The 24,712-nt window shown below is 38.0% G+C and carries 24 protein-coding genes; 11 read left to right on the forward strand and 13 right to left on the reverse strand.

Annotation, left to right across the window (positions count from 1 at the left end):
- Position 1: 1 nt before the first annotated feature.
- Positions 2-976, forward strand: a complete 975-nt coding sequence (gene astE / locus MKL51_RS03300; protein WP_017481695.1) for a succinylglutamate desuccinylase — start codon at positions 2-4, stop codon at positions 974-976.
- A gap of 59 nt (positions 977-1,035) precedes the next feature.
- Here the strand turns inward: astE and MKL51_RS03305 are convergent, their stop codons facing one another.
- On the reverse strand, positions 1,036-1,836 hold the full coding sequence (locus tag MKL51_RS03305) for a hypothetical protein (protein ID WP_017481694.1): 801 nt from the start codon (positions 1,834-1,836) through the stop codon (positions 1,036-1,038).
- Positions 1,837-2,422: 586 nt separating this feature from the next.
- Here MKL51_RS03305 and MKL51_RS03310 point away from each other — a divergent pair.
- A complete protein-coding gene (locus MKL51_RS03310) occupies positions 2,423-2,731 on the forward strand; it encodes a hypothetical protein (protein WP_017481693.1) in 309 nt (102 codons plus the stop codon).
- Between the two features lie 35 nt (positions 2,732-2,766).
- On the forward strand, positions 2,767-4,122 hold the full coding sequence (locus MKL51_RS03315; protein WP_017481692.1) for a S8 family peptidase: 1,356 nt from the start codon (positions 2,767-2,769) through the stop codon (positions 4,120-4,122).
- A gap of 102 nt (positions 4,123-4,224) precedes the next feature.
- Here MKL51_RS03315 and MKL51_RS03320 read toward each other — a convergent pair whose 3' ends face one another.
- From MKL51_RS03320 to MKL51_RS03330, 3 genes are all read right to left on the reverse strand, one after another.
- Positions 4,225-4,656: a hypothetical protein gene (locus tag MKL51_RS03320; RefSeq protein WP_017481691.1), complete on the reverse strand. Its 432-nt coding sequence runs from the start codon at positions 4,654-4,656 to the stop codon at positions 4,225-4,227.
- Positions 4,657-4,751: 95 nt separating this feature from the next.
- Positions 4,752-5,171, reverse strand: a complete 420-nt coding sequence (locus tag MKL51_RS03325; protein ID WP_017481690.1) for a hypothetical protein — start codon at positions 5,169-5,171, stop codon at positions 4,752-4,754.
- A 147-nt stretch (positions 5,172-5,318) separates the two neighbouring features.
- Positions 5,319-6,185: a LysR family transcriptional regulator gene (locus MKL51_RS03330; RefSeq protein WP_017481689.1), complete on the reverse strand. Its 867-nt coding sequence runs from the start codon at positions 6,183-6,185 to the stop codon at positions 5,319-5,321.
- 108 nt (positions 6,186-6,293) lie between these two features.
- Here MKL51_RS03330 and MKL51_RS03335 point away from each other — a divergent pair, with 108 nt between their 5' ends.
- Positions 6,294-7,196 (forward strand): DMT family transporter, encoded by a 903-nt coding sequence (locus tag MKL51_RS03335; RefSeq protein ID WP_017481688.1) that lies wholly within the window; start codon positions 6,294-6,296, stop codon positions 7,194-7,196.
- A gap of 35 nt (positions 7,197-7,231) precedes the next feature.
- Positions 7,232-7,516, forward strand: a complete 285-nt coding sequence (locus tag MKL51_RS03340; RefSeq protein WP_002116836.1) for a YciI family protein — start codon at positions 7,232-7,234, stop codon at positions 7,514-7,516.
- A gap of 58 nt (positions 7,517-7,574) precedes the next feature.
- On the opposite strand, the gene MKL51_RS03345 is transcribed toward MKL51_RS03340, so the two are convergent.
- The 4 genes from MKL51_RS03345 to MKL51_RS03360 form a co-directional block, all read right to left on the reverse strand.
- Positions 7,575-8,405, reverse strand: coding sequence for a hypothetical protein (locus MKL51_RS03345; RefSeq protein WP_002116648.1), 831 nt, complete (start codon positions 8,403-8,405; stop codon positions 7,575-7,577).
- A gap of 223 nt (positions 8,406-8,628) precedes the next feature.
- Complete coding sequence (gene glyS / locus MKL51_RS03350) at positions 8,629-10,698, reverse strand: glycine--tRNA ligase subunit beta (protein ID WP_017481687.1); 2,070 nt, start codon at positions 10,696-10,698, stop codon at positions 8,629-8,631.
- Complete coding sequence (gene glyQ / locus MKL51_RS03355) at positions 10,698-11,675, reverse strand: glycine--tRNA ligase subunit alpha (protein ID WP_002044989.1); 978 nt, start codon at positions 11,673-11,675, stop codon at positions 10,698-10,700. Before glyQ ends, glyS begins: the two co-directional genes overlap by 1 nt.
- Before the next feature lie 89 nt (positions 11,676-11,764).
- Positions 11,765-12,190: a hypothetical protein gene (locus MKL51_RS03360; RefSeq protein WP_017481686.1), complete on the reverse strand. Its 426-nt coding sequence runs from the start codon at positions 12,188-12,190 to the stop codon at positions 11,765-11,767.
- A gap of 29 nt (positions 12,191-12,219) precedes the next feature.
- Between MKL51_RS03360 and MKL51_RS03365 the strand changes: the two genes are divergently transcribed.
- The 4 genes from MKL51_RS03365 to MKL51_RS03380 all read left to right on the forward strand — a co-directional run bounded on the left by MKL51_RS03365 (position 12,220) and on the right by MKL51_RS03380 (position 16,041).
- Complete coding sequence (locus MKL51_RS03365) at positions 12,220-12,636, forward strand: lysozyme inhibitor LprI family protein (protein ID WP_017481685.1); 417 nt, start codon at positions 12,220-12,222, stop codon at positions 12,634-12,636.
- A 109-nt stretch (positions 12,637-12,745) separates the two neighbouring features.
- On the forward strand, positions 12,746-14,008 hold the full coding sequence (locus MKL51_RS03370; protein WP_014207773.1) for a putative DNA modification/repair radical SAM protein: 1,263 nt from the start codon (positions 12,746-12,748) through the stop codon (positions 14,006-14,008).
- 2 nt (positions 14,009-14,010) lie between these two features.
- Positions 14,011-14,808 carry a TIGR03915 family putative DNA repair protein gene (locus MKL51_RS03375; RefSeq protein WP_270904176.1) on the forward strand — a complete coding sequence of 266 codons (798 nt, stop codon included), beginning with the start codon at positions 14,011-14,013 and terminating at the stop codon, positions 14,806-14,808.
- Between the two features lie 132 nt (positions 14,809-14,940).
- A complete protein-coding gene (locus MKL51_RS03380; RefSeq protein WP_017481683.1) occupies positions 14,941-16,041 on the forward strand; it encodes an HPP family protein in 1,101 nt (366 codons plus the stop codon).
- A gap of 63 nt (positions 16,042-16,104) precedes the next feature.
- Here MKL51_RS03380 and MKL51_RS03385 read toward each other — a convergent pair whose 3' ends face one another.
- Positions 16,105-16,359, reverse strand: coding sequence for a PspC domain-containing protein (locus MKL51_RS03385; RefSeq protein ID WP_270904177.1), 255 nt, complete (start codon positions 16,357-16,359; stop codon positions 16,105-16,107).
- Between the two features lie 248 nt (positions 16,360-16,607).
- On the opposite strand from MKL51_RS03385, the gene MKL51_RS03390 reads away from it, so the two are divergent.
- A complete protein-coding gene (locus MKL51_RS03390) occupies positions 16,608-17,255 on the forward strand; it encodes a hypothetical protein (RefSeq protein WP_081032081.1) in 648 nt (215 codons plus the stop codon).
- A gap of 69 nt (positions 17,256-17,324) precedes the next feature.
- Here MKL51_RS03390 and MKL51_RS03395 read toward each other — a convergent pair whose 3' ends face one another.
- Entirely contained in the window at positions 17,325-19,148 is a 1,824-nt protein-coding gene (locus MKL51_RS03395) for an acyl-CoA dehydrogenase C-terminal domain-containing protein (RefSeq protein ID WP_002116803.1), read from the reverse strand.
- A 257-nt stretch (positions 19,149-19,405) separates the two neighbouring features.
- Here MKL51_RS03395 and MKL51_RS03400 point away from each other — a divergent pair, with 257 nt between their 5' ends.
- The gene (locus MKL51_RS03400) at positions 19,406-21,745 is read left to right on the forward strand and encodes a hypothetical protein (RefSeq protein WP_017481681.1); all 2,340 of its coding nucleotides are present in this window, start codon (positions 19,406-19,408) and stop codon (positions 21,743-21,745) included.
- 47 nt (positions 21,746-21,792) lie between these two features.
- Here the strand turns inward: MKL51_RS03400 and aroE are convergent, their stop codons facing one another.
- The 3 genes from aroE to ribA form a co-directional block, all read right to left on the reverse strand.
- A complete protein-coding gene (aroE, locus tag MKL51_RS03405) occupies positions 21,793-22,581 on the reverse strand; it encodes a shikimate dehydrogenase (RefSeq protein ID WP_017481680.1) in 789 nt (262 codons plus the stop codon).
- A 179-nt stretch (positions 22,582-22,760) separates the two neighbouring features.
- Positions 22,761-23,711, reverse strand: coding sequence for an oxygen-dependent coproporphyrinogen oxidase (gene hemF, locus MKL51_RS03410; protein WP_017481679.1), 951 nt, complete (start codon positions 23,709-23,711; stop codon positions 22,761-22,763).
- Positions 23,712-23,839: 128 nt separating this feature from the next.
- Entirely contained in the window at positions 23,840-24,442 is a 603-nt protein-coding gene (ribA, locus tag MKL51_RS03415; protein ID WP_002116908.1) for a GTP cyclohydrolase II, read from the reverse strand.
- Positions 24,443-24,712: the final 270 nt, after the last annotated feature.

Below are 24,712 nucleotides of genomic sequence, written 5' to 3' on the forward strand. Positions count from 1 at the left end.
CATGCAAGATTTTCTAGCACTAACCTTACAAGGTGAGCAGCCTACAACTCGCGAAGGAAAACAAAATAATTTTTCTTGGCGCTGGTTGGGTGAAGGACTTCTTGAATGTACGCCAAACGCACAGTACGACAAAGCTGTCGTACTGTCAGCTGGAGTGCATGGTAATGAAACAGCACCAATTGAATTATTATCTCATCTTTGCACGGATTTATTTGCAGGGCGTTTAAACCTTGCTGTGAGGTTGCTGCTTGTATTGGGTAACCCTTATGCAATGCGTCAAGGCAAACGCTATGTGCATGACGATGTAAATCGAATATTTTGTGGTGGATATAAAACTCTAGGCGTGTCTGAAGAATCAAAGCGTGCTGAAGTTTTAGAGCAAGTTGTCACAAATTTCTTTCAAGAAAGTGCAAGTGATGCTAAACGCTATCACTATGATTTACACACAGCAATTCGTGCTTCATTGTTACCAACGTTTGCTTTATTTCCATATCAAACGCATGGCTATGATGCTGATTTAACAGCAAGTCTTGAAGCAGCCGATTTAGATGCTTTGGTTTATCACAATGCGGTAGGTAAAACGTTTACACATTTTACGAGTGAGAATTTTAAAGCGGCGAGCGCAACTTTAGAGTTAGGCAAAGCCTTGCCATTTGGACAAAATGACTTGAGCCAATTTGCTGCAATTGATGAAGTTATTCGTAATGTAGTTTCTGAGCAAGCCTTACCGCTACGCAATAAAACAAAAATTCGAGTCTTTAAAGTGTCTGATTCTTTAATTAAAAAAGATGAAGACTTCCAGATGAATTTATCTGCTGAAGCTCCGAATTTTTCGACTTTTACCAAAGGTGAAATCATTGCAACTCAACCTTCTGGTAATTATGTGGTTGAGCAAGATCAGGTCTGGATTTTATTTCCAAACCCAAATGTGAAGCTTGGTTTGCGTGCAGGCTTAGTTTTAACTGAAACGAGTTGAATACTTGATTTTGAGAAATAAAAAAGGGCAATTAATTGCCCTTTTTTATTTATAACGGATTAGTTATTACCGAAAAGACCTTTAATAAAAGATTTCTTTTCAGCTTTTTGTGTAGACGCTTGAGCGCCAGCATTTACATTTGCGTTTGTGTTAACTCCAACAGGACCAACATTAACACCAACATTTACACCAGTTTGAGCATTAATTGCATGTACTGGTTGAGCTGCATTTAACTTTGCTTGAGCATCTGCTTTTGTGTCAGCTACAAACTCTTTTTGCTCAGCTTGGTTTTGAGCTACACGAGTTTTTACAGCATCTACATGCGCTTGAGCATTAGCTTGTTTTTCAGCAGTAAATTCTTTTTGATCTGCTTGTTTTTCTGCAACTTTAGCTTTTACAGCATCAACACCTGCTTTTGTATCAGCTTTCGCTTCAACTGCTAGGTTTTTAGTGCCGTTTGCAGCTTTAGTCGCTACATTTTTAGTTCCTGTTACTGCTTCGGTAGCAAAATGTTTTGTACCAGTTGCGGCTTTAGTTGCTACATTTTTAGTACCTGTCGCAGCTTCGGCAGCAAAATGTTTTGTACCATTTGCAGCTTTAGAAGAAAGTTCAGTCACTTTTCCTGTTGTTTTTTTTGTTGCTTTAACTGTAGTGTCAGCCGCTACATGACCAGCATGCTTCGCTGAGCTACCTACATTATGAGCAGTATTTTTGACTGTGTTGGCTACGCCACTAACAAGACCACCCGGTTGTACATTTACTTGAGCAGAAGCACCTGCATTAACACCCGCACTTTGTGCAAAAATAGAGGCAGAAGCAAGAACACTTGCAGTAACGATAGCTGTTTTCATCATTTTCATTGCGATATCCTTCAAAGAATATACCCTTTTAGTGAGGTATTTCATAAACGCAAACGAATCATAGCCAAGGGAATATAGTCTTGTGAACTGTCTTCATCAAAATGTTACAACAGTGTTACGTTGAGTAAACAGACTAGGGATAAATTGTGAAGATTAATAAAAATTAATAATAAAGTGAAAAAGAACATTTATTTGTTAGATATTCTAATTAAGCTCGCTTATCTTTCCTTTTTTAAAAAATATCCTTTAATTTTTTCTCTTTCGGTTTTTCTCGACTTGTCCTTTATATCTTTAAATGTGATGTGAATCTAATTATTTATTAGAGGAAACGGCATAATTATTGCTTATTATGAGAATAGAGTGTTTTTTTAGCACTTTTTTGAACCATATTCTGCCAGAAATATAAATGTATAGGGCAGAACTGTATTTTTGCTTATTCGGGAAAAAGTACTTTAGCTTTTCTCAGGTTGGTATATTTCATGAAATAGAAATTTCACATGAAATATATTTAAAGAAATAGCACTTTATTTCGAATAATCAAAAATAAAAATAGATATCTATAAACAAAAAAACAGAGATATGACAGATGAAAATTATTGCTTCCCTTCTTGTATTGGTCGGCTTGGTCGCCGTTGTTCTCTATCTTAAGCCAACAAGTGGTGCATCTGATGTGTTCAATTCTGCTTTACATGAGTCGAATTCGCCACAACCAGACACATCGTCCTTTCTTTCTAAACTTAAGGAGCCTACTCAACCTAAAAATCTATCTCAACATTCAACTTATCCTCAATCGGTATCAGCTGATACTGTTCCTTTTTATGACACAAAAAGTGATCTTTCTATTCAACCGATTGATCCAGAAAAAGATCCAGCAAATGAAATAAAAGCGAAATAAGCAAATTGTTAGTTGAAAAACTACGGAGAAAAATAATGCAAAGTAAAACGTTATTTCTATTAGGTCTATGTACGATATTAAGTACAACTGCATCCGCTCTTCCTTTAGATTCTCAAGGTGCTAAACAGCGGTTAAATCAAGCAGCAAAACAAAAAGTATTTCAGGGCAAAATCGATTTGGATGCCTTGGTCAATAATGATTCGAATGATTTAATCGTCGAATACAATATTCCTTCGGTGAGTGTGCCTTCCGGTTTAGAGCGGCGGAGTTATATTGCAACAAATAAAAAGAATATACAGGCAAGGTTTAACCGTGCTGGTGGTGTCCAAGTACTTCGGGACTACAATAATTTGCCTTTAGCTTTCTATCGAATTAGTAATCGCGAAGCTTTGGTGACTTTATTAAATGATCCAAATGTTAAAGCGGTTTATCCGAACCGTATTAACCAGACTACGACCAATGAAAGTTTACCTTTAATTAATCAACCACAAGCGAATACCAATGGTTTTACGGGTGAAGGCTCTAGTGTGGCAGTAATTGATACAGGTGTGAATTATCTTCATTCTGATTTTGGCTGTACGGCAGTAAATACACCATCAAGCACATGTCGAGTGATTTATTCATTTGATAGTGCACCAGATGATGGCGCTTTAGATGATGATGGGCATGGGAGTAATGTTTCAGGCATCGTATCTAAGGTTGCTACCAAAACCAAAATTATAGGTATTGATGTCTTTAGAAAAGTGAGATCCCAAGGTAAGTGGGTAAGCACAGCTTATGATAGTGATATCCTCGCAGGGATTAATTGGGCTGTAAATAATGCACAAACCTATAATATTAAAGCGGTGAATTTGAGCCTTGGCGTACCAGGTGTTAAATATACCTCGGAGTGTAGTGATAGCAGTTATGGAACTGCATTTGCTAATGCACGAGCTGCTGGTGTGGTGCCTGTAGTCGCTTCAGGCAATGATGCATTTTCAGATGGAATTTCATCTCCTGCCTGTGTTGCTGGTGCAGTAAGAGTAGGGGCTGTTTATGATAGTAATATTGGTGGTGTGTCATGGGGGAACCCAGTGAAATGTTCGGACCCAACCACAGCGGCAGATAAGGTAGCGTGCTTTAGTAATGGTGGTAGTCTTGTGACCTTATTAGCACCAGGAGCAATGATCACGGCGGGTGGTTATACCATGGGCGGTACATCTCAAGCGACACCACATGTGGCAGGTGCAATTGCTTTGTTACGAGCGAATAGCGTGAGTCCAACAGAAAGTATTGATCAAACCATCAGCCGTTTAAAAACGACAGGTAAACCAATTACTGATTCAAGAACGGGCTTGGTTTTCCCACGTATTGATTTACTGGCAGCAACAAATGGTTTAACCATTAATTAATAGCTTATTTATAATTTTTTAAATTAGGTCCAAGAAATTTTTAAATAGCTATAACCCGTTGCAAAGGGTAACTTCTGCAACGGGCTTTTTATGTAAAAAGTATTAATTACACTTTGCTAGATTCGCTGGATTAAAGTTGTTTTGGAGTTTCTTGAAATTATTCTGAATTTCTGGATCTTGAATATTAAATGTCGTTGAGCTTTTGGTTGTGGAGTTGGTTGCCTGATTTAATATGCCTGATTCATCAGGATACTGCATAGTCGATGAGGTCGCTGAAATCAGACCATTATTATTAAAAGTCCAGTGCTCAGTTACATGTCCACCCCCTAAATAGCCAGTAAATTCAATCATACAAGCCTGTTTATCTTGTTTAATGAGTTTGGCTACATTACCTGTGGTAGAGGGATAAGCCTCGATATTCGTATCTTGTTCTAAAACTTGTGCTTGAGAATAAGATGAAGGAGGTGTAGAGGTCGCACATGCAGTTAATGCTAAGCAGCATAGTGTTGAAAAGAGGAGTTTTTGATTATTCATAAGGCAGATTCCTAGCTTTCTTATACTTAATGACATTATTTCTAGATGAATATCTGGGTTTATAAGCGCGCGAAGTTATCGCGCTATCCAAAAAATTAGTTAGCTGTTGTGCTCGATTTACTTAATTCACCTTGCTCGATCGGGATATTTTCACCATTTCGACTACTGGTAATATTTTGTTTGGCTTGCTCTATTTTCTGTTCAGTAAATACTTTAGCTGTATCTGCTTTTTGTTGAACGACTTCTGCTTTTTCAGCAGTAAATTCTTTGGTGTTTTGCCATTTCTCACTAATTTTATTTGATGTTTTTTCAGAAGCACCTTGAATAGAGTTTCCTAAATTTTGTATGCCTTTGCCTGTTTTATACAACAGTACGCGCCCTAAGCTAGGATTGTCACCATAAGGTTGTGTTTTAGGTGTCGTTTCAACAACTTGTTGTGGCTGTGTTGTTTCTGCAAATAAGGTTGATGAAGCCAATATAGAACTTGCAACGCATAACACTTGTAAGGTTTTCATATGGATCAATCTCCCCAACCAGAATCAAAAGATGAAGTGGTGATCTTACTGTTAAAAATAAAGCTTGTACTGCAATGAGATAAAACCCATACGATTTGATTACGATAAATCATCATTTAATAGCGCTAAACCAATCACTGCAATGATTCATAAGCTAAATTCAGTCTTAATCAATTCTATAAACATGTCTCTGGCTTTATGGTTGCTCACATTTTTATGCCAGAAAAAGTGATTTTGCATAAAAGCAAGATATTCAAATTTATAACTTTGGATATGGGCCAAATTTTTATATTGCTCATAAATGCTCTTGGGCACCAGAGCCACCCCTGAGCCTGCACTGACACAGCCAATAATCGTGGCATAGCTGGTAATGCTGGTGATGGGAAGAGAGATATTCTTCAGTTTAAGCCATTCTTCAAGGGCTGCACGGTAAGGACAGCCTTCAGTCCACATAAAAATTTCTTTACCAATCAGGTCTTCTTGGCAATGAATCTCTCCCAAAGAGTGAGATGCAATTAAGACCATATCTTCTTGGTAAATACCGAGCTTATTTAACATTGGAAAATCAATATTGCCCGCGACAATTGCACCATCAAGTTTGTGCTGAGAAATATCGACTAATAACTGTTTCCATGTGCCTGTAATAATTTGAATGGAAACCTCTGGAAAACGTTGATGATATTTCGCAAGTAAATTGGGGAGGCGAGTTGTGGCAGAAGATTCAATAGCCCCAATTTTTAATGGGCCAGAGGGTGGTGCATCAGGATGAATACTTCGTTTCGCTTCATCGCATAGCGCTAAAATTTTATGGCAATAATTTAGGAAAATTTCTCCTGATGGAGTGAGGTTTAAACTTTTTCCTTCTCGATAAAAAAGCGGTGTGCCTAGTTCTTCTTCGAGTTGTTTGATTCGTGTTGTAATGTTGGATGGTACGCAATGCAGTTGCATTGATGCCTTAGCCATTGTTCCGCACTCAACCACGGTTTGGAACATTTTTAACTGAGCGATATCCATGTTTTATCATTCACTTTTAATGAATAGTTAACTCAATATAAGTTAATTTTATTCAACTATCCATGCGCATATGATGAAAGAGTTCCATTTCATTAGTGCAGATTTAACATGGCAATTTCTCTTGCTGCCGAAACCCAGCCTCCCGCATTTAAGCTCTATTTATGTATTGCTGTGACTGTCTTTTGTTGGGGCTATTCACCTATTGGCGTACATAGTGCCTTGCATTCATATACACCGCAGCACATTGCCTTGCTCCGCTTTTTGATCGCATCATTTTTTTTACTGCTTTTGGTCATGAAAAAAGGCATTCAACCTTTAAAGTGGAAAGATATTCCTGCGCTTGCTGTATTAGGATTTTTCTCTGTGACGCTGCATCATCTGCTTATCAATACAGGGCAGCAATATGTGACTGCGGTTGCCTCTAGTATTTTAAGCCAATCTATTCCGTTATTTACCTTTATTATTTCAGCTTTGCTTTTTAAGGAACAAATCAGTTTCAAACAATGGTTATGTATTTTATTGGGACTTTGCGGCGCCGTGTTGGTGGTCAGTGGAGATCATGGTTTTGGTGTACCTAGTCCTTATAGTTTATTGATTGTTTTAGCTGCAATTGCATGGGGTCTCTACTTTAATTTATATAAGAAATTTGCTTTAAATTATGATGCCTTGAGCATGATGTGCTACATCATTTGGTTCGGAACCCTTCCTTTACTTTTTTATAGTGCTCATTTGCCTAGTGAAATTTTACATGCCACTTGGCAAGCCAATATGTCGGTTATCTTATTGGGTATTTTCCCAAGTGCGATGGCTTATGTACTTTGGGGATATGTACTTAAAAATATGCCGTTAACGATTGCATCGAATTTTTTGTATTGCTCGCCTATTGTCGCAATGAGTTTGGCTGTGCTTTTCTTAAATGAAAAACCGTCAATAATGGTGCTGTTAGGTGGGGTGATTATTGTGGGGAGTTTGGTATGGATGAATTGGGGGAATAGGCGTACTATCGAATAAGCTATGTCATGCGCTACTTGCTTTAAGAGAATGAAATGATTGTTGTTACCTTGACCTATAAAAAACCGTTAGCCGAAGTTGATGCTGTATTGAAAGAACATATTGCATTTTTAGATCATTACTATGAGCAAAAGAAATTTCTGGCATCGGGGCGCCGAGAAAATAGAGTAGGTGGAGTAATTTTAGTTCTAAGCTCTTCGATTCAAGAAGCTGAAGAAATCATGAAAAATGATCCATTTTATATTCATGATGTGGCTGATTATGACTTTATGTGGTTTGAGCCATCGAAAAGTTTAGAAGAAATTAAAGATTTTGTTTGATTACATTAGAGAACTACTTAAATTTAAGTAGTTCTCTAATCTTTTTGGTTAATATTTATTATTGCTCAACAATATAAATACTATTTTCGAATACATCTCCTTTACTTGTTTTAACTACACCAACACATAAATTGTCAGGAGTTTGGATAAAAGAAACTAAGGATGTATCTGCATTAGTTTTACAGTTTTTTTGCTTATTCTCATCAAATGCTTTTAAATTTAATTGATGTTGTAAATCTAAAGTGAATACTTGGCTAAGAGCGCTAAATGCTTGATCTGCTTTTTTCATAAATAATAAATTATTTTGAGCTTCCCATTCAGATAAAGAAATACGATCCTTACTTACATAGTGATATAAGCGTTTTGTATCTGCATTATTGTCCGCTGCATTTTTAAATTGTGTTTTTAATCCAAAATTTACTTTTACAATTGGTTTTTCACGGAAAGAGAGACGTGAATAAGGCACAATTTTAATTTCAGATGCCTGATTTAAACTTAGAAGTTTGAGAGTAGGATCTGTTTTATTTTGGGTGAGAGAGTCAGTAATTTTTTGATGTATTAACTGGTCAAATTTAATAGGTTGATTGAGAGAGCTTTTTTCAATGGCTGAACTATTTGCATTTTTATCAATTGCCATTGCAACACCTACTCCGATAAGGCCAAACATTCCAGAAACTGGACTGGCTGAAGCACTACTTGCATCACCAACTAATATTTGGCTTTCCTTTACAAAGTAATCACCTGCACCTGATTCAGTCATTGAAGAAAGTTGTTCTGAAGAAACAGAAAGAGAGGTTTGTTTTCCCGCTGCTGGATATTGAATCGATTTGGTCGTTGCACATCCAGTAAATAGTAATGTTGATATGAGTAATAAATTTAAGTTTTTCATTGCAATGATACTTTGTTAAGTTTGGTAATTATTTGTTTTAGTTTATTGAATTGTGGATAAAAAGTGAAGGAAGTAAATAATTCTTATTTATTAATTGAATGTAAAATAATCATTTATAATTATATTGAATGAAATTCTTCAATAAAAAACCATGTTTCCAACTAGAGTGAAAACATGGTTTTTATTAAAGTCTAATTATACAAAAATTAATTTTTATATAATTTTAACCCTGCAAGACACTCACATCAGCTACAGCAGTAAACAAGTTACGCAACTGAGCTAATAAACGTAAACGGTTTGCTTTTAGGTCAGCATCATCTGCCATTACCATTACGCCATCAAAGAATGCATCAATCGGCGCGCGAAGTGCTGCAAGCTTAGAAAGGGCAGCAGTGTAATCTTTTGCTGCAAGTAATGGCTCAACCACAGGTGTCACTGCTTGAAGCTCAGCAAATAATGCTTTTTCAGCAGCTTCAACCAAGTTTGCTTCAACTACAGAACCTTCAGGTGTTGCTTCTTTGGCAAGAATGTTCGCAACACGTTTGTTTGCAGCAGCAAGCGCAGCAGCTTCAGGTAATGTGCGGAAGTGGTTAACAGCATTTACACGCTTATCAAAATCAAGTGGAGATTTCGGTGCGAGTGCTTGAACGGCTTGAAGTACGTCAACAGCAACGCCTTGGTCTTCGTACTTAGCACGGTAACGACCTTCCAAGAACGTAACAGCATCAGCACGGGTTTTGTCGTGGTCTTTAACGATATCGCCATAACCTTGCAGGGCAAGATTAACTAATTCTTCAATCGTTACATCTAATTCATTTTCAATGATTAAACGTAAGATACCAATTGCTGAACGGCGAAGAGCAAACGGGTCTTTAGAACCTGTAGGTGCTTGTCCAATACCAAAAATACCAACAAGTGTATCTAAACGGTCAGCAAGAGCAATCGTTGTACCTGTTTTAGTTTTAGGTAAAACATCACCCGCAAATTTTGGTAAATATTGCTCACCTAAAGCTTCTGAAACTTCAGTGTTTTCACCTTCAATACGTGCGTAGTAAGTACCCGCAATACCTTGAAGTTCTGGGAATTCACCAACAAGCTCGGAAGTTAAGTCGCATTTAGCAAGTAATGCAGCTTTTTCAGCATCTGCTGGGTTTGCACCAGTGATTGAAGATAATGCAACTGCAAGTTTTGCAATACGTGTTGATTTGTCCCAAAGCGTACCAAGCTGTGCTTGGAATACCATGTTTGCTAATTTTTCTTTACGAGATGCAAGCGGTTGCTTTTGATCTTGTAAGAAGAAGAATTCAGCATCAGACAAACGAGGACGAACAACTTTTTCGTTACCTTCAATAATTTGAGTCGGATCTTTAGACTCAATATTTGAAACAGTAATGAAGTAAGGCTGTAATTTACCTTCGCTATTGATCAAACAGAAATACTTCTGGTTGTCTTGCATTGTCGTAATAAGAGCTTCTTGAGGAACAGCTAAGTAGCGTTCTTCAAAAGTTGCACGTAAAGCCACAGGCCATTCAACCAAACTTGTGACTTCATCAAGTAAGTCACTTGGAACAATAGCGGTTGCGTTAACTTCATCAGCTAACTTTTTAACTTGTTCTTGAATGGTTGCTTGACGTTTTTCAAAGTTCGCAACAACGTAAGCTTTCTCTAAAGCAGCTAAATAGTCATTTGCATGCGCTAAAGTCACAGCTTCAGGTGCATGGAAACGGTGACCATAAGTCACATTGCCAGCTTTGTGATCTTGAATAGTGGCGTCAACAATTTGGTCATCTTTAAGTAAGAGAACCCATTTCACTGGACGTACAAATTCGGTACGGCTTGCAGCAGAACGCATACGCTTAGCAATTGGTAAATTGTCTAATGCAGTTTGTAAAATCTGTGGAAGTAAAGCATCAAGGCTTTGACCTTTCACATCTTTTAAATAGCAAACTTTTTCAACTTTACCTGCTTGGAAAGTAGAAAGCTGATCAACTGTAATGCCTTGACCACGCATAAAGCCTTCAAGTGCTTTAGTCGGTTTACCTTCTGCATCGTAAGCCGCTTGAACAGCAGGGCCGTCAAAACGTTTTTGAGTGTCCGCTTGAGCAGCATCGATATCAACAATTTTAAGCGCTAAACGACGTGGAGCTGCATAAGCTTCGATTGAGGCGAAGTTTAAGCCCGCATCTTTTAAGCCTTTTACCGTTTCTGCCTGTAATGCATCACGTAAAGTTTTTAAGCTTTTTGGTGGAAGTTCTTCACAGCCAAGTTCGAATAAAACAGTATGTTTGCTCATTAGTTTTTCTCCGCCTTTGCTGCTTCACTTTCAGCTTGTGCTTTTAGCTGTGCCAATACTTCATCACGCAAGTGTGGTTCTGCCATTGGGAAGCCAAGCTCTGCACGTGCTTGTACATAACTTTGTGCAATAGCACGCGCTAAAGTACGTACACGTAAAATGTAACGTTGACGCTCAGTCACAGAAATTGCGCCACGTGCATCTAGCAAGTTAAAGGTATGAGATGCTTTAACAACTTGCTCATAAGCAGGAAGAGAAAGTTTTGCTTCAATTAAACGGTTTGCTTCTGATTCGTAAAAATCAAACAGTTCAAATAGTTTCTCAACTGGAGCGTATTCAAAGTTATAAGTCGATTGCTCAACTTCATTTTGATGGAATACGTCGCCGTAAGTCACAGTACCAAATTGGCCTTTGGTCCAAACAAGGTCATAAACCGAGTCAACACCTTGAAGGTACATTGCAAGACGTTCTAAACCGTAAGTGATTTCACCTGTTACTGGGTAACATTCAACACCACCAACTTGTTGGAAGTAAGTGAACTGAGTTACTTCCATACCGTTAAGCCAAACTTCCCAACCTAAGCCCCAAGCACCTAGCGTTGGAGATTCCCAGTTGTCTTCTACGAAGCGAATATCGTGAGTAAGCGTATCAATCCCAATTGCTTTTAAAGAATCAAGATAAAGCTGTTGGATGTTATCTGGATTTGGCTTAAGCACCACTTGGAATTGGTAGTAGTGTTGCAAACGGTTTGGGTTTTCACCATAGCGACCATCTTTTGGACGACGTGAAGGTTGAACGTATGCAGCATTCCAAGTTTCAGGCCCTAAAGCACGTAAGAATGTTGCGGTGTGGAATGTTCCAGCGCCCATTTCCATGTCGTAAGGTTGTAGTACGACGCAGCCTTGTTCGGCCCAATAGTTTTGTAGGGCAAGAATTAAGCCCTGAAATGTATCAATGTGCGAGATGGCGCGACTCATGTAGCATCCACGAATTTATGAGAAAAATTGCCCCTAAGTATAAGGATTTTGTGGGGGAGTGGCAAAGGCTTAATCACAGGAATATGTGTTTAGCCGATTTGTTTTCGCCTCAGCCATTCCAAGCCTAACCAGTAACAAAAGCTGGTAAATAAAATCATAAGATAAAAACTATAGATCTTATAAATATGCCACCAAGGAGAAGGGAATGAACCGACAAAAATTAAGCGCGTAATAGGGCTAATCAAAATCCAGATGACAGTTGCACAGATAAAAATACTTATCAGATTTAAACGATTTTTACGCGCGAGAAAATATGAAGTGATATATGCGAAAGGAATAACCAGAAGGCCATAAAAAAGTAAATAAAATAAGAAATGGGCTAGAAAAATAACTGCAACCGAATAAAGATTAAATTCCGTATTGAAGATGATTATTCCTAAGGCAGATATACTCAACAAAGGGATGGGAGCTAGCGCAAGTGCGCGAATAATCATTTTTTTGTTATATTCAAGCATATTAAAAATTATAGAATCGAGAATAAATTATGCTGAAATTTTGCTGCAAACTTATTGTTTTATCCAGCCTTTTTTGTAGTACATGGCTATATGCGCAGACCGAAACTGATGAGCAAGATGAATACAACCAATGCGTAGACCAGACCATTAAAGAAATGAAGCTTGAAAGTATTAATAACATGGTCGTGCATAGCTGTTCTGAACAAGCTAAAAAGACTTATGAAGAAAAAATAGTTGCTCTGATTGATCAAATTCGTACACAAAGCGAAGAATACAAACAGCCAGAACGTTACCAAGATATTTTAAAATCTCAGCGACTTTGGAAAGCTTATGTAGATCAGGAATGTAGTAATGCAGGCTCATACATTGGTTCACCGATGTATTCATATTGCCCAATGCAAGAGTATGCCGAGCGTGTAAAGCAACTAGAAGAATACGTTAATTAAGACGGATTATTTTAAACGTCACCTCATGACGCATAGCGTACTTCACTGGATTAAATTTAAGAATGCAAAATGATATTTTTTAAACGATGCCATAAATGAGTCGTTTGATATGTCTGATCGCATTCGGGAAAAACTACAGATTCTTGCTGATGCTGCTAAATATGATGTGTCTTGTTCATCAAGTGGCAGTGACCGTAAAAATAAAGATAAAGGTTTAGGAGATGCCAGCCATTCAGGAATTTGCCATAGCTATACCGAAGATGGCCGCTGTGTATCTCTCTTAAAAATTCTATTTAGTAATGTATGTATTTTTGACTGCGCCTACTGTGTTTCACGCCGTTCTAATGATGTCCAGCGTGCAGCATTTACGGTGCAAGAGGTTGTAGACTTAACCATTAATTTTTACCGTCGTAATTATATCGAAGGCTTATTTTTAAGCTCTGGCATTTTTAAATCGGCAGATCATACGATGGAGCGTATGCTTCAAGTCGTAAAGAAGTTGCGCCTTGAAGAAAACTTTAATGGTTATATTCATCTAAAAACGATTCCGGGAGCATCGCCTGAACTGATTCATGAAGCAGGTTTATATGCTGACCGGATGAGTATTAATTTAGAGATGCCGACCGAGGTTGGGCTAAAAACTTTTGCACCCGAAAAATCACATCAGGAAGTGCAAAAAGATTTAGGTTTGGTCCGTGACAGGCTCATTCAGCTTAAAGATGAGCGACAAATCATTAAGCATGTGCCGAAATATGTACCAGCAGGGCAGACCACACAAATGGTAGTGGGGGCCCATCAAGAGTCAGACCAAGATGTCTTGTTTATGGCAGACAAGCATTACAAAGAATTTAAACTCAAACGCGTCTATTTTTCTGGTTATATCCCAATTAATACCGAAAATAATTACTTGCCAGCAGTGGGTTCTGCACCGCCATTACTACGGGAAAACCGACTCTATCAAAGCGATTGGTTGATGCGTTTTTATGGTTTTGAGGTTAATGAAATCGTCAATGAAAAACACCCAAACTTAGACCTTGATGTAGACCCGAAATTAAGCTGGGCTTTAAGGCATCCTGAACAGTTTCCAGTAGATTTAAATCGTGCTGATTATCAAATGATTTTGCGTGTACCGGGCATTGGCGTGAAATCGGCTAAGAAAATTGTGCAGGCTCGTCGTTTTGGAAAAATTCATATCGATTTACTTAAAAAACTAGGCGTGGCTTACCAACGTGCAAAATTCTTTATTCGCTGTGAAGACAGTCCTAAATTCCAAAAAGAATTATCCTCAAGTTTTATTCGGCAGCAGATTTTAACGCAGGGATCTTCGAAATATGTGCAGCAACTCTCGCCACAATTAAGCCTTGGGTTTTAGTCATGTTTAATGATGAAGTAGCTTACTATTTTGATGGTTCGATGGTTGGGCTGCTGAGCTGTGTTTTTCGTGCATTTCAATTTAAAGAATTACAGGTTAGGCTTTGCTTGAATGATGCAGCTCAACATGGCTTATTTGCTGATAAAATTGAGGTTTCAAATAATGAGCAACATGCCGAGCGTGTTTGGTCAGCGCTACAAAAAAAGCTTTCATCTTCTTCATTAAAACAATTTTATTTTGCCTCTTTATCTGAATCTTTAGATGCCTATCAGCACTTATTTAATTACTGTTTCTATGTGTTTACTAGTCATGTTTCCATAGAAAAAGATTATTCAAATCCTAGTGTTTTAGCGATTGCACAATGGACGAAAAAGGTCGGGCGAGAGAAGCATCGGATGGAAGCTTTTATTCGGTTTAAGAAAACTAAAGATGAGCTTTTTTTAAGTTTAGTACGTCCTGATTTTAATGTTTTACCGCTTATTCAGCCGCATTTTAAACGGCGCTATCAAGATCAGCGTTGGCTTATTTATGACGAGCAACGCAAGTTCGGGCTTTATTATGATTTACGTGAAATACATGAAGTTTCACTCGAAGCCTCTGAAGTTGACCGCAATTTAAAAAATGGAATGAGCCAAAGCTTTCAGCTTGAGCTTGATGAGCAGGAAGTTTTATATGATCAGCTTTGGAAGGATTATTTTAACAGCGTAAATATTACAGAACGCCAGAATATAAAACTTCATGTGCAATATTTGCCAAAGCGTTACTGGCGTTATTTAAATGAAAAATTGATGGAATATTAAAGTTTTAAAATCATAAAAAATAGTTCAGCCAGTTTTCTTACTGTTGAAAGGTATAATTTAAATGCACTTTATGTGGCTTTGGGCGTATACTTTTGCCCGTTATAAATGACGGCATATCCCCTAAGGTGTACTGTGAGTGTTATACAGCGAGAATGGTTACAGATTTTAAAGCCAAATTTTAAGATTTTACCCTTAAAAGAACGGTTACTTTGCGGTATTGGAGCGTTGTGTGGTTTAGCAATTTCCTCCTTAATTAGCTGGTATGTTCTCGGTGGAATTAATGCTTGGTACATCGCCCCAATGGGCGCCTCATCTGTTCTTCTTTTTGCTGTGCCGACCAGTCCCTTGGCTCAACCATGGAATGTTATTGTCGGTAATACATTAGCCGGAATTATTGGGGTTGCTTGTGCGCAGTGGATTCCTGATTTAACCACAGCTTTTAGTGTCGCGGTAGGTTTTGCCATATTTTTAATGATGACCACCGACTCTTTGCACCCGCCGAGTGGTGCTGTCGCAATTACGGCTGTGTTGGGTGGTGCAGCAATTCATAAGTTGGGCTTTTACTTTATTTTTTATCCAGTTTTACTCAATTCGTTACTTCTACTTGGGTTCGCTGTTTTCTTTAATCGATTGATTGGGCGACATTATCCGGTTACCGCGCATTTAAATGAGCGAAGTAAAGACCCAACGCCAACTCAAAAAGTATCAATTCAGCCGAAAGATATTGAGTATGCATTAGGCCATCACACTGAACTTTTAGATATTAGCCAATACGACTTAGAAAAAATCATTTTAGAAGCTCAGGAACATGCCAATGAGCGTATGGTAAATCAATATATCTGTCAGGATATTATGAGCCGTGATGTGATTAAACTACATGAAGATGATGATATTCATCAGGCACTCGATAAGTTTAAACAAGTGAACTTAATGAGCCTACCTGTAGTAAATGCAGAAAACCATTTGGTCGGAACTTTAGCGTTATATGAAGTCGTAGAGTGGTTTAAAGGTGCAGCCGACCCGAGGAATTCTTGGCAGCATTATGTAAAACAAATTATGAGCCGTCGAGTGGTTACCGTACTGCCAACTCAACCTATTCAAGATTTAGTGCCATACTTTGTTGAAAAGTCTTTTAATTACATTCCTGTTGTTGAAGATCGTAAGCTTATAGGAATGATTAGCCGTGCAGATATGATTGCTGCATTACAGCAACAGTTAAATCGAAAGTTATAATTTTTAGAATAAAAAAAGCTACGGTTGATTAGGGGATGCAACCGTAGCGACCAAAGTTATGAATTAACGTACTTGTTCTTCATTTACTGTTCGGACGGATTGTCGATAGCCTTCAATATGTTCTGGCTGTTTTTTCGGAATCACTAACCCTAAAACCAGATAAACTAAAATTCCTGGAAAGGCAGCACTCATAATTGAGATCAAAACAAAAATGACACGTAGTAAAGTTACGTTCCAACCAAAACGTTCAGCAATACCACCCATTACACCGGCGATCATGCTGTGTCGGTTCGAGCGATATAAACCAGAACTGGCCATCTAATTCTCCTTAAAGATAAAAGTTACAAGAAGCTATTGCTCTTGCTTAATAAAAATATGGAGATGAAATAACGGGTTTAAAGTCCTTTAAAAAGTAAAATAGTTAAAATATGTAAAGGATTGAAAGGAACGAAACCAACATCTACTAAAATGCACCTTTTCAGGGCTTAAGAGTTTAAAGCGGCAATCAGCTAATACTTGATTTGAAGTGTAAATAGAGCTGTTGCTGTTATCTGTGAATAATGTATATGTCTTTGAAGTGGTCTCGTTTTTCAGTTAAGCATGTGGTTGTAGTGGCTGCGATGTGCATGACACTGAGTGCTTGCGATATAAACCATACCAATTCAAAAGATCACTCGACTACAAGTTCTAGTTCTAATCATGAAGAAAACTTAATAAAAAGTAGTACATCTATAAAAACATTGGATTATGTCGCTGGACGAACTTTCTTACCTGAAGATACCTCAGATCAAACCCATAAATTAAACGCAGCCTCATTGCAATATGTAGGGCGATATCATACTCGTATTTCATGCGAGGATGCTTTTGCTGATTGTGAATCAGGCGAAGCAGAGTACATTTTAAATTTATTACCAAATGGGTCGGCTTATTGGAATGTTGTTCATTTTGGTCGTGTGGGAAGTAAAGACGGGGCTAAAAGTGCCGCTGTAAATCAATTATGTCCTACTCTAAATTGGAAAGTGGATGAAAAAGAGCGTGAGTTAACGATTCAATGTCCATTATCTAAAGTTAATTTTTATTTTAATATTGATTCAAATAAAAGATTGGTCACAAATTTAGAAAAATTACTTTATAGCGACTATGGAAAAAATCGTGAATTTTTAGAGCAAAACTATTTTGTTCCAAATCGGGCTTATGTTTTAACTAAAGAATAGATATCCGATAAATATAAAAAAGAGCGCAATATTAAATTGCGCTCTTTTTATTTTATGACTTAAAAATCATTAGTAGTCGAAGCTAAAGTGTTCAACTGGTAATGATGTTAATGTGCGAGATGTAGTCACCATTGATTCTGCATGACCTTGAGCGCGTGGCAATAAACGGTCAAAGTAGAAATCAGCAACTTTGATTTTTGCTTTATAGAACTCAGCAGTTTCTTGGCCGTTACCTGCTTCTAATTTTTCAGAAGCAACCACAGCTTGTTGAGCCCAGAAATAAGCCATCATCACGTAGCCTGAGAACATCAAGAAATCTACAGAAGCAGAAGATACGATGTCGCGGTCTTTACGTGCAGCAAGCATGATACGAACTGTTAAAGTGTTCCACTGAGCACAAAGCTTAGTTAAGTCCCAAGCAAAACGACGTAAATATTTATTACGTGCATGTGCAGCACAGAATTTTAAGATTTCAGCAGTGTATTCACGAACTACTTTACCTTTTGAACTTAACAACACTTTACGACCAATTAAGTCGAGTGCTTGAACACCAGTTGTTCCTTCATACAAAGTCGCAATACGTGCATCACGTGCGATTTGCTCCATACCCCATTCTTTAATGTAGCCATGGCCACCGTAAACTTGCATACCATGGTTAGCAGCTTCTAAACCAAGTTCAGTTAAGAAACCTTTTAAAATTGGTGTATAGAAACCAAGTTTATCATCGTAGTCTTCAAAAGCAGCTTGATCACCACGTGCTAAAGCATCTGTCATTTTGTCAGCGATTTGAGCAGCGTAGTAAATCATAGAACGACCGCCTTCAGCGATTGCTTTTTGAGTTAACAACATACGGCGTACGTCTGCATGGTGAATGATTGCATCAGCAACTTTATCTGGATCTTTTTTACCAGAAAGCGCACGCATTGACATACGATCTTTGGCATATGGTAATGCGCCTTGGAAAGATAACTCAGCGTGTGCAATACCTTGAACAGCAGTACCAATACGTGCTGTATTCATGAAGGTAAACATTGCATGTAGGCCTTTGTTCACTTCACCGATTAAATAACCAGTTGCATTATCAAAGTTGAGTACCGCAGTTGCAGATGCACGGATACCCATCTTGTGTTCGATTGAACCACAAGCGACTGTATTACGTTCACCAACACCGCCATCAGCTGTAGGCATGAATTTTGGTACGATGAATAATGAGATACCGCGCGTACCAGCAGGTGCATCCGGAAGGCGTGCAAGTACGATGTGAATGATGTTTTCAGTTAAATCATGTTCACCAGCAGAAATGAAGATTTTTGTACCGGTGATTTTGTAACTACCGTCTGCTTGAGGTTCAGCTTTAGTTTTTACCTGCCCTAAGTCTGTACCACATTGAGGTTCGGTTAAGCACATTGTGCCGCTCCAAGTGCCTTCAACAAGCTTAGGCATGTATGTTTGTTTTTGCTCATCAGTACCGAATTGCAAAATAGTGTTCATACAACCAGAACTTAAACCTGGGTACATGGTAAATGACCAGTTTGCAGTACCCATCATCTCTGATTTAATCAGGTTTAAAGACATTGGAAGGCCTTGACCACCAAATTCTTCTGGGTAAGAAAGACCTTGCCAACCGCCCATTACGAATTGGTCATAAGCTTCTTTAAAGCCTTTAGGAGTAGTTACTTCGCCGTTGTCAAAATGGCAACCTTCTTCATCACCAGATTGGTTAAGTGGCGACAATACGTTTTCACAATAATCTGCCGCACCTTCAAGAATCATATCAACAGTATCTGGATCAGCATTTTCACCATTTGATAAAGTTTTATAGTGAGCAGGGTAATCTAGTACTTCATTCATTAAGAAGCGGATATCGTGTAGCGGAGCTTTATATGCTGGCATGGCTTTAATCCTAATTTTGAATCATTGTGGGATTATCTGTATCGATGATTTGATTATTCACTCGCATGATAAAAATACAATGTTAATCGCACCCGAAAGAAATGTCAGAAAAGCGAATTTTGTCGAAAATAAATACACCTGAAATTATAATTTCTGCTACATTCAGGACTTATACTTTTATGTGAAAAAACAACTAATTTTCTTATTTTTAGCAAGTTTTGTTAAAAAGATAAAGCGATAAGGTTTTAAAAAAGGTTATGCATTTAAAATATCTCAGTTTATGTTTATTTAGTTTGGGTTTGACCGCTTGTGCGCAGCATAACCTACGTCCATCGGTAGCATCTACTCAGTTAGATCAAAAAGTCATTCAGGGTATGAATGCAATATATGAATACCCAAGCTATGACTATCGTGGGCATTTTAAAGTTAGTGTTGATCCAAATCAGTCAAAAAAAATAAATAATGTAGAAAAAACAGTGCAGCTAGATGCTGCAGTGCAAAAAAAAGTAGATCAATATTTACGTGAACAAAAAATTAATTTGAATAAAAAACAGAAGCAGGCGCTGTATGCCGCAATTGCAAATGAGCAAGCGGATTCAGGCATTTCCGGTGAATCACGCTCAGAAAAAGTAAACGCCGTATTAATTAATTTATTAAATGATCTTCAATTTAGTTACGATGGTTCGGTTCATTATCGTCAAAAAATGGGGTCTTTAAACCTTACAGCAAGGTATGAAAAACCGACACTTTTGGTACAGGCAAAATTGCCAATGGTACTTGATCTGAAAGATTATAAATTTTACGTTAATTATTTTGGATTAATGCCTTATCTGGTCAATAAAGATAATCAAAATAATTTAGCGTATGTCGATTTTTCAAAGTATAAAAATCTGTTTACGAATGTCGATATGAAGAAATTCGTTGAATATGCGAAAGCTTCTGGCGCTGTATCTTATCGTTTGGCTGAACCACAAAATTTACAGCGTTTATCAGTTAGTGACGCTGAGCGTAAAGCGGGAATTGTAGAAAAAATTCGTTTAAAAGATACGGTTGAAGCGTTATTGCTACAATCGGAGCTCTATAGTCAGGTCAATGCTAAATATCTGCAAAAAAATGTTTTCGGTTTTGATGAAGAAAAAATTGCCGAATCTATAGCAACTGAATTAGCTGCTTCGGAAGCGAAGAGAAAGGTAAGTGGTGCTGAAGAGCAGAAAGTTTCTTCAGAAGATGCAGCAGCAGTTAGCCAACAACTTTACTCACTGATTAATGCTCATTTCGGTAATGCTTTAGATTCTGAGTATGATGAAGACCAATCAAGTGCAGTTCAAGCTGGTGCAGCCGAAGAGGAAGCTTCTGATACGGCTCAAGCCGAAGATGTTGCTGTAGCAGATGCTGAAGAAGTCACACAAGATGAAGAAGTGGCTTCACTTACAGAAGATCAGTGTGTTGAATTACAGTCTCAAAAAAGTCCCGTTGCCTTAGGTGATATTAATTACTGTCAAATTTACGGTATTGATGTGCTTGATCAGAGCGCTGGAAATACCGAAAAAACTCAGATTAAAGCTCGTCAAGCTGCGTTGAAACAAACTTTTGCTGCTTATGATCAAAACCAGTTTGTTGATGATGAAGCATTCAAAGCTCTATGGAACAAGCATAAGGCAGAAATTGAACAAGCTTTACCAAAACAAAGAAATCCGGTTGCGATTGATGTCGGACTGGATGAAAAGGGCCGTTTAGTCAACGCGGATTATGATATTGCGTATACACCAGCTGAATTTAACCATCGCTTTAATATTAAAGCAGACATGCAAATTCTCAATTATGGTAAAGCGACCCCAATTAATCAGCAGCAGCTTAAACAGGCTAAATCAGTTGCAGAGGCAAGCAAAGGTTCTTTATTTGAAAACTTCGTAAAAGGATTTAGTGAAAAACTTGGACAGGGTGATGTTTCTGAGCATCCAGTTGGTGCACATAGCGATGTACAAGATTTAGACTCGACTCTAGCGCTGTTGGCTAACCAAACTTATGATGCAACACGTGCTTATGACAAAACGTATAAGGCTGTGTTTATTGCAAAATTGACTGCCGAAAAACCGTCATATATTAATTATTATTCAGTTCAACAGTTGCAAGAAATTGCCGAGGTCTATGCTTATTGGTTCTCTGAAGAGGAAACTTATAACCCTCAAGACAAAGCTTTAGAACGTATTGAGGCATTGCAGAAAAAGCATCATCTTGAACAAGAAGATCAGTTTGATAATGACTTGGGTCGAGCTGTGGACCATATTGTGATCACAACAATACAAGGTGAAGCTGGGCGTGAAGCATGGCAAAAACTACAGAAACAATATAAGCAACCTGAACAGCTTTTCTCAAAACAGTATCAATTAGAGTTTGAAAAACAAAATGGTAGTTCTGATGAAGAAAAACACTTGTTGTCAGAAACAGCTGATATTTTAGGTAAGGTTTATGTCGCTGCTCGCAAACAGCAACTTACGGAAAAAACAATTCAGAAGTTAAAACCTGAACATAATGAATTTATTGATTATGAGATTTTCCGAGATGTTTATAAGCAGATGGTTACAGCTAAAAAATAATAGATGAAATAAAAAAGAACCTACTTCGTGTAGGTTCTTTTTTTGACTTATAGAAAATCTTTTAATTCTGGCTTTACGCCATTCCAGATATAGAAGGCTTCAATGGCTTGGCCAACTAGCATGCCAAAACCTTCTGCATAAGGCACATTGCGTTGTTTAGCTTGATCAAGAAAGCTAGATGGCTTGCCATAGGCCATCTCATAGGCATATTTGAACTCTAGACTTTCTGGTAGTTGTAATGCATCACCAGACAGGCTTGCAGAAGTTGCATTAATTACAATATCAAATTTCCCTTCTAGCTCATTTAGAGAAACTGCTTGCAATTGAGCTTGCGGAACTGCTGCTTTTAGGTCATTTACAAGTTGTTCAGCACGAGCAAGAGTCCGGTTTGCAATCACAATCTTTTTAGCGCCAGCCTGCACAAGCGGGTAAATAACACCACGAGTTGCACCACCAGCGCCTAAAATTAAAACAGTTGTATTTTCTAAGTTCCAATCTAAAGCTTGAATTGCGGCAACTAAGCCTTGGCCATCTGTATTGTCACCATACAATTTACCATCTTCCATCCAAAGTGTATTTACAGCTTTAGCAATTTGAGCGCGTTCAGTCAGCACATCACACAAAGCAAATGCCTGTTCTTTAAACGGCACGGTAACGTTCATGCCACTCCCGCCATTTTCAAAGAAACTACGCATACTTGGCTCAAAACCATCAAGAGGGGCAAGACGTTTTTGGTAGTCTAGGTCAACACCTGTTTTTTGAGCGAAAGCATGATGCAATTCAGGAGAGCGTGATTGTTCGATGGGGTTGCCAATTACTGCAAACTGTTTGGTCATTCTTATATCCAAAATTTTAAAATGGCATGAGGCAGATAAAGTCTGTACTGAATTTTCAGCAGGCCTCACTATAAGCCAAATTTTAATAAGAAAAAATATTTGAATGAGATTCAGAAATGTGAAAATAAAAAAGGAGATTCTTTAGGGTGGAAGCCAAAGAATCTCCAAAAAGCAAAAAATTAAGCAACTTTTTCTTTTAGGTTTAACCAATCACGTGGTTTTAAGTAATAGTCGGTTAAACGTTTCTCTGGTGAGTCTTCATCCCATTCTGGACGATATGACCATGCAGCTAGATTAGGTAAGCTAACTAAAATCGACTCAATACGTCCACCTGTTTGTAAGCCAAACAATGTTCCGCGGTCATAGACTAAATTATATTCGACATAGCGACCACGACGGTAAAGCTGGAACTCTCGTTGAGCTTCGGTATAAGGCTGTTCACGATGTTTTTCAAAAATTGGGAGAATGGCATTTAAATAACCATTACCTACAGCTTGAATATATTTAAAGCAGGTTTCGAAATCCCAGCAATTTAAATCATCAAAGAATAAACCACCGACACCACGCTGTTCATCTCGATGCTTTAGATAGAAATAGTCATCACACCATTTTTTATGTTCAGCATAGACATTGTCACCAAAAGGCTGGCATAGGTCATGTGCGGCTTGATGCCAATCGATAACATCTTGTTCATCTGGATAGAACGGTGTTAAGTCAAAACCACCACCAAACCACCAAATTGGGTCTTGTCCTTCACGTTCTGCAACGAATAAACGTACATTGGCATGAGAAGTTGGAATATTTGGGTTTTTAGGGTGAATCACTAATGACACACCAAGCGCTTGTGCTTTAGCACCAGCAATTTGAGGATGTCTTTCTGTAGCAGAAGCGGGCAGTTTACTAATGTTGATGTGAGAAAACATCACACCACCTTTTTCAATCACGGTGCCATTTTGTAAAACTCGTGAACGACCGCCACCACCTTCTGGACGTTCCCAATCATCAATAATAAATTCACTCGTACCACCGCCAGCTTTTTCTTGTTGTTCTAAACCAGCACAAATACGGGCTTGTAAATCGAGGAGAAATTCGCGGACACGTTGAATATCTGTTGAAGTCGGATGCTGCATAGTGACCCTCAAAGATGATTGAGATAGGAGATAGATACATCAAAACACAAAACCATAAAAAAAGTAAGGGATTTTTAAGAAATGTCTTAAAAATCCCTTCCAATTATTTTTAAATTTATAATTTTATTTTAGAAGTCATCTTTTTGATAAAGGTGATCCATGCGTTCACGTTTAGTTTTTAAATATTGTTCATTAAAAGGATTACGTCCAACCGTTAACGGAACACGACCAACCACATTTATACCTTGATCCTTGAGTGCCTGAATTTTCAAAGGATTGTTAGTAATTAACTTAACTTCTTTTACTTTTAAATGGTCAAGCATAATGCTACACATGTCATAACGGCGTGCATCAGCTGGCAAATTTAAAAGTAAATTTGCATCTACCGTGTCATGACCTTGATCTTGTAAGGCATACGCACGAATTTTATTTGTAAGCCCAATACCACGGCCTTCTTGGCGTAAATATAAAATAACGCCTTGACCTGCTTCGTTAATGAGCTTTTGAGTTGCCTGTAATTGAGGGCCGCAGTCACATTTTAATGACGCAAAAGCATCACCTGTTAAGCATTCTGAATGAACACGTACTAAAACAGGGCCTGTGGGTGGATTTTCTAACCCTTTAGAAAGTGCCACATGTTCTTCACCTGATACTGGATCTTGAAACACAGAAATATTGAATTCACCAAAAGCGGTCGGGAGTTTTGATGTTGCAATGAACTCTATAGGCACAGATTAACTCATCTTTTAACCGAAAACGGTTTAAAGTATAGCGTAATGCTGGGAGATTGGTCGAATTGTCATAATCATTTTGAGCACTAAGGTTTTCTTTTTTGTATAAAGAAGACGATAATAGTTGATAAATAGTCAGATTATTCAGGATAATCTGCCAACCATACCCATACTGTATGAGAGACTGCTTTGCATGACCTCGTTCGCAAATGTGGCTGATTGAAGGTGACTTCATTCGATTGTATGATCGACCCATTTTGACCCAGCTTA

Origin of the sequence: Acinetobacter sp. AOR18_HL (assembly GCF_027855145.1) — a bacterium.
In the GTDB taxonomy this organism is placed as follows: Bacteria; Pseudomonadota; Gammaproteobacteria; order Pseudomonadales; family Moraxellaceae; genus Acinetobacter; species Acinetobacter pittii.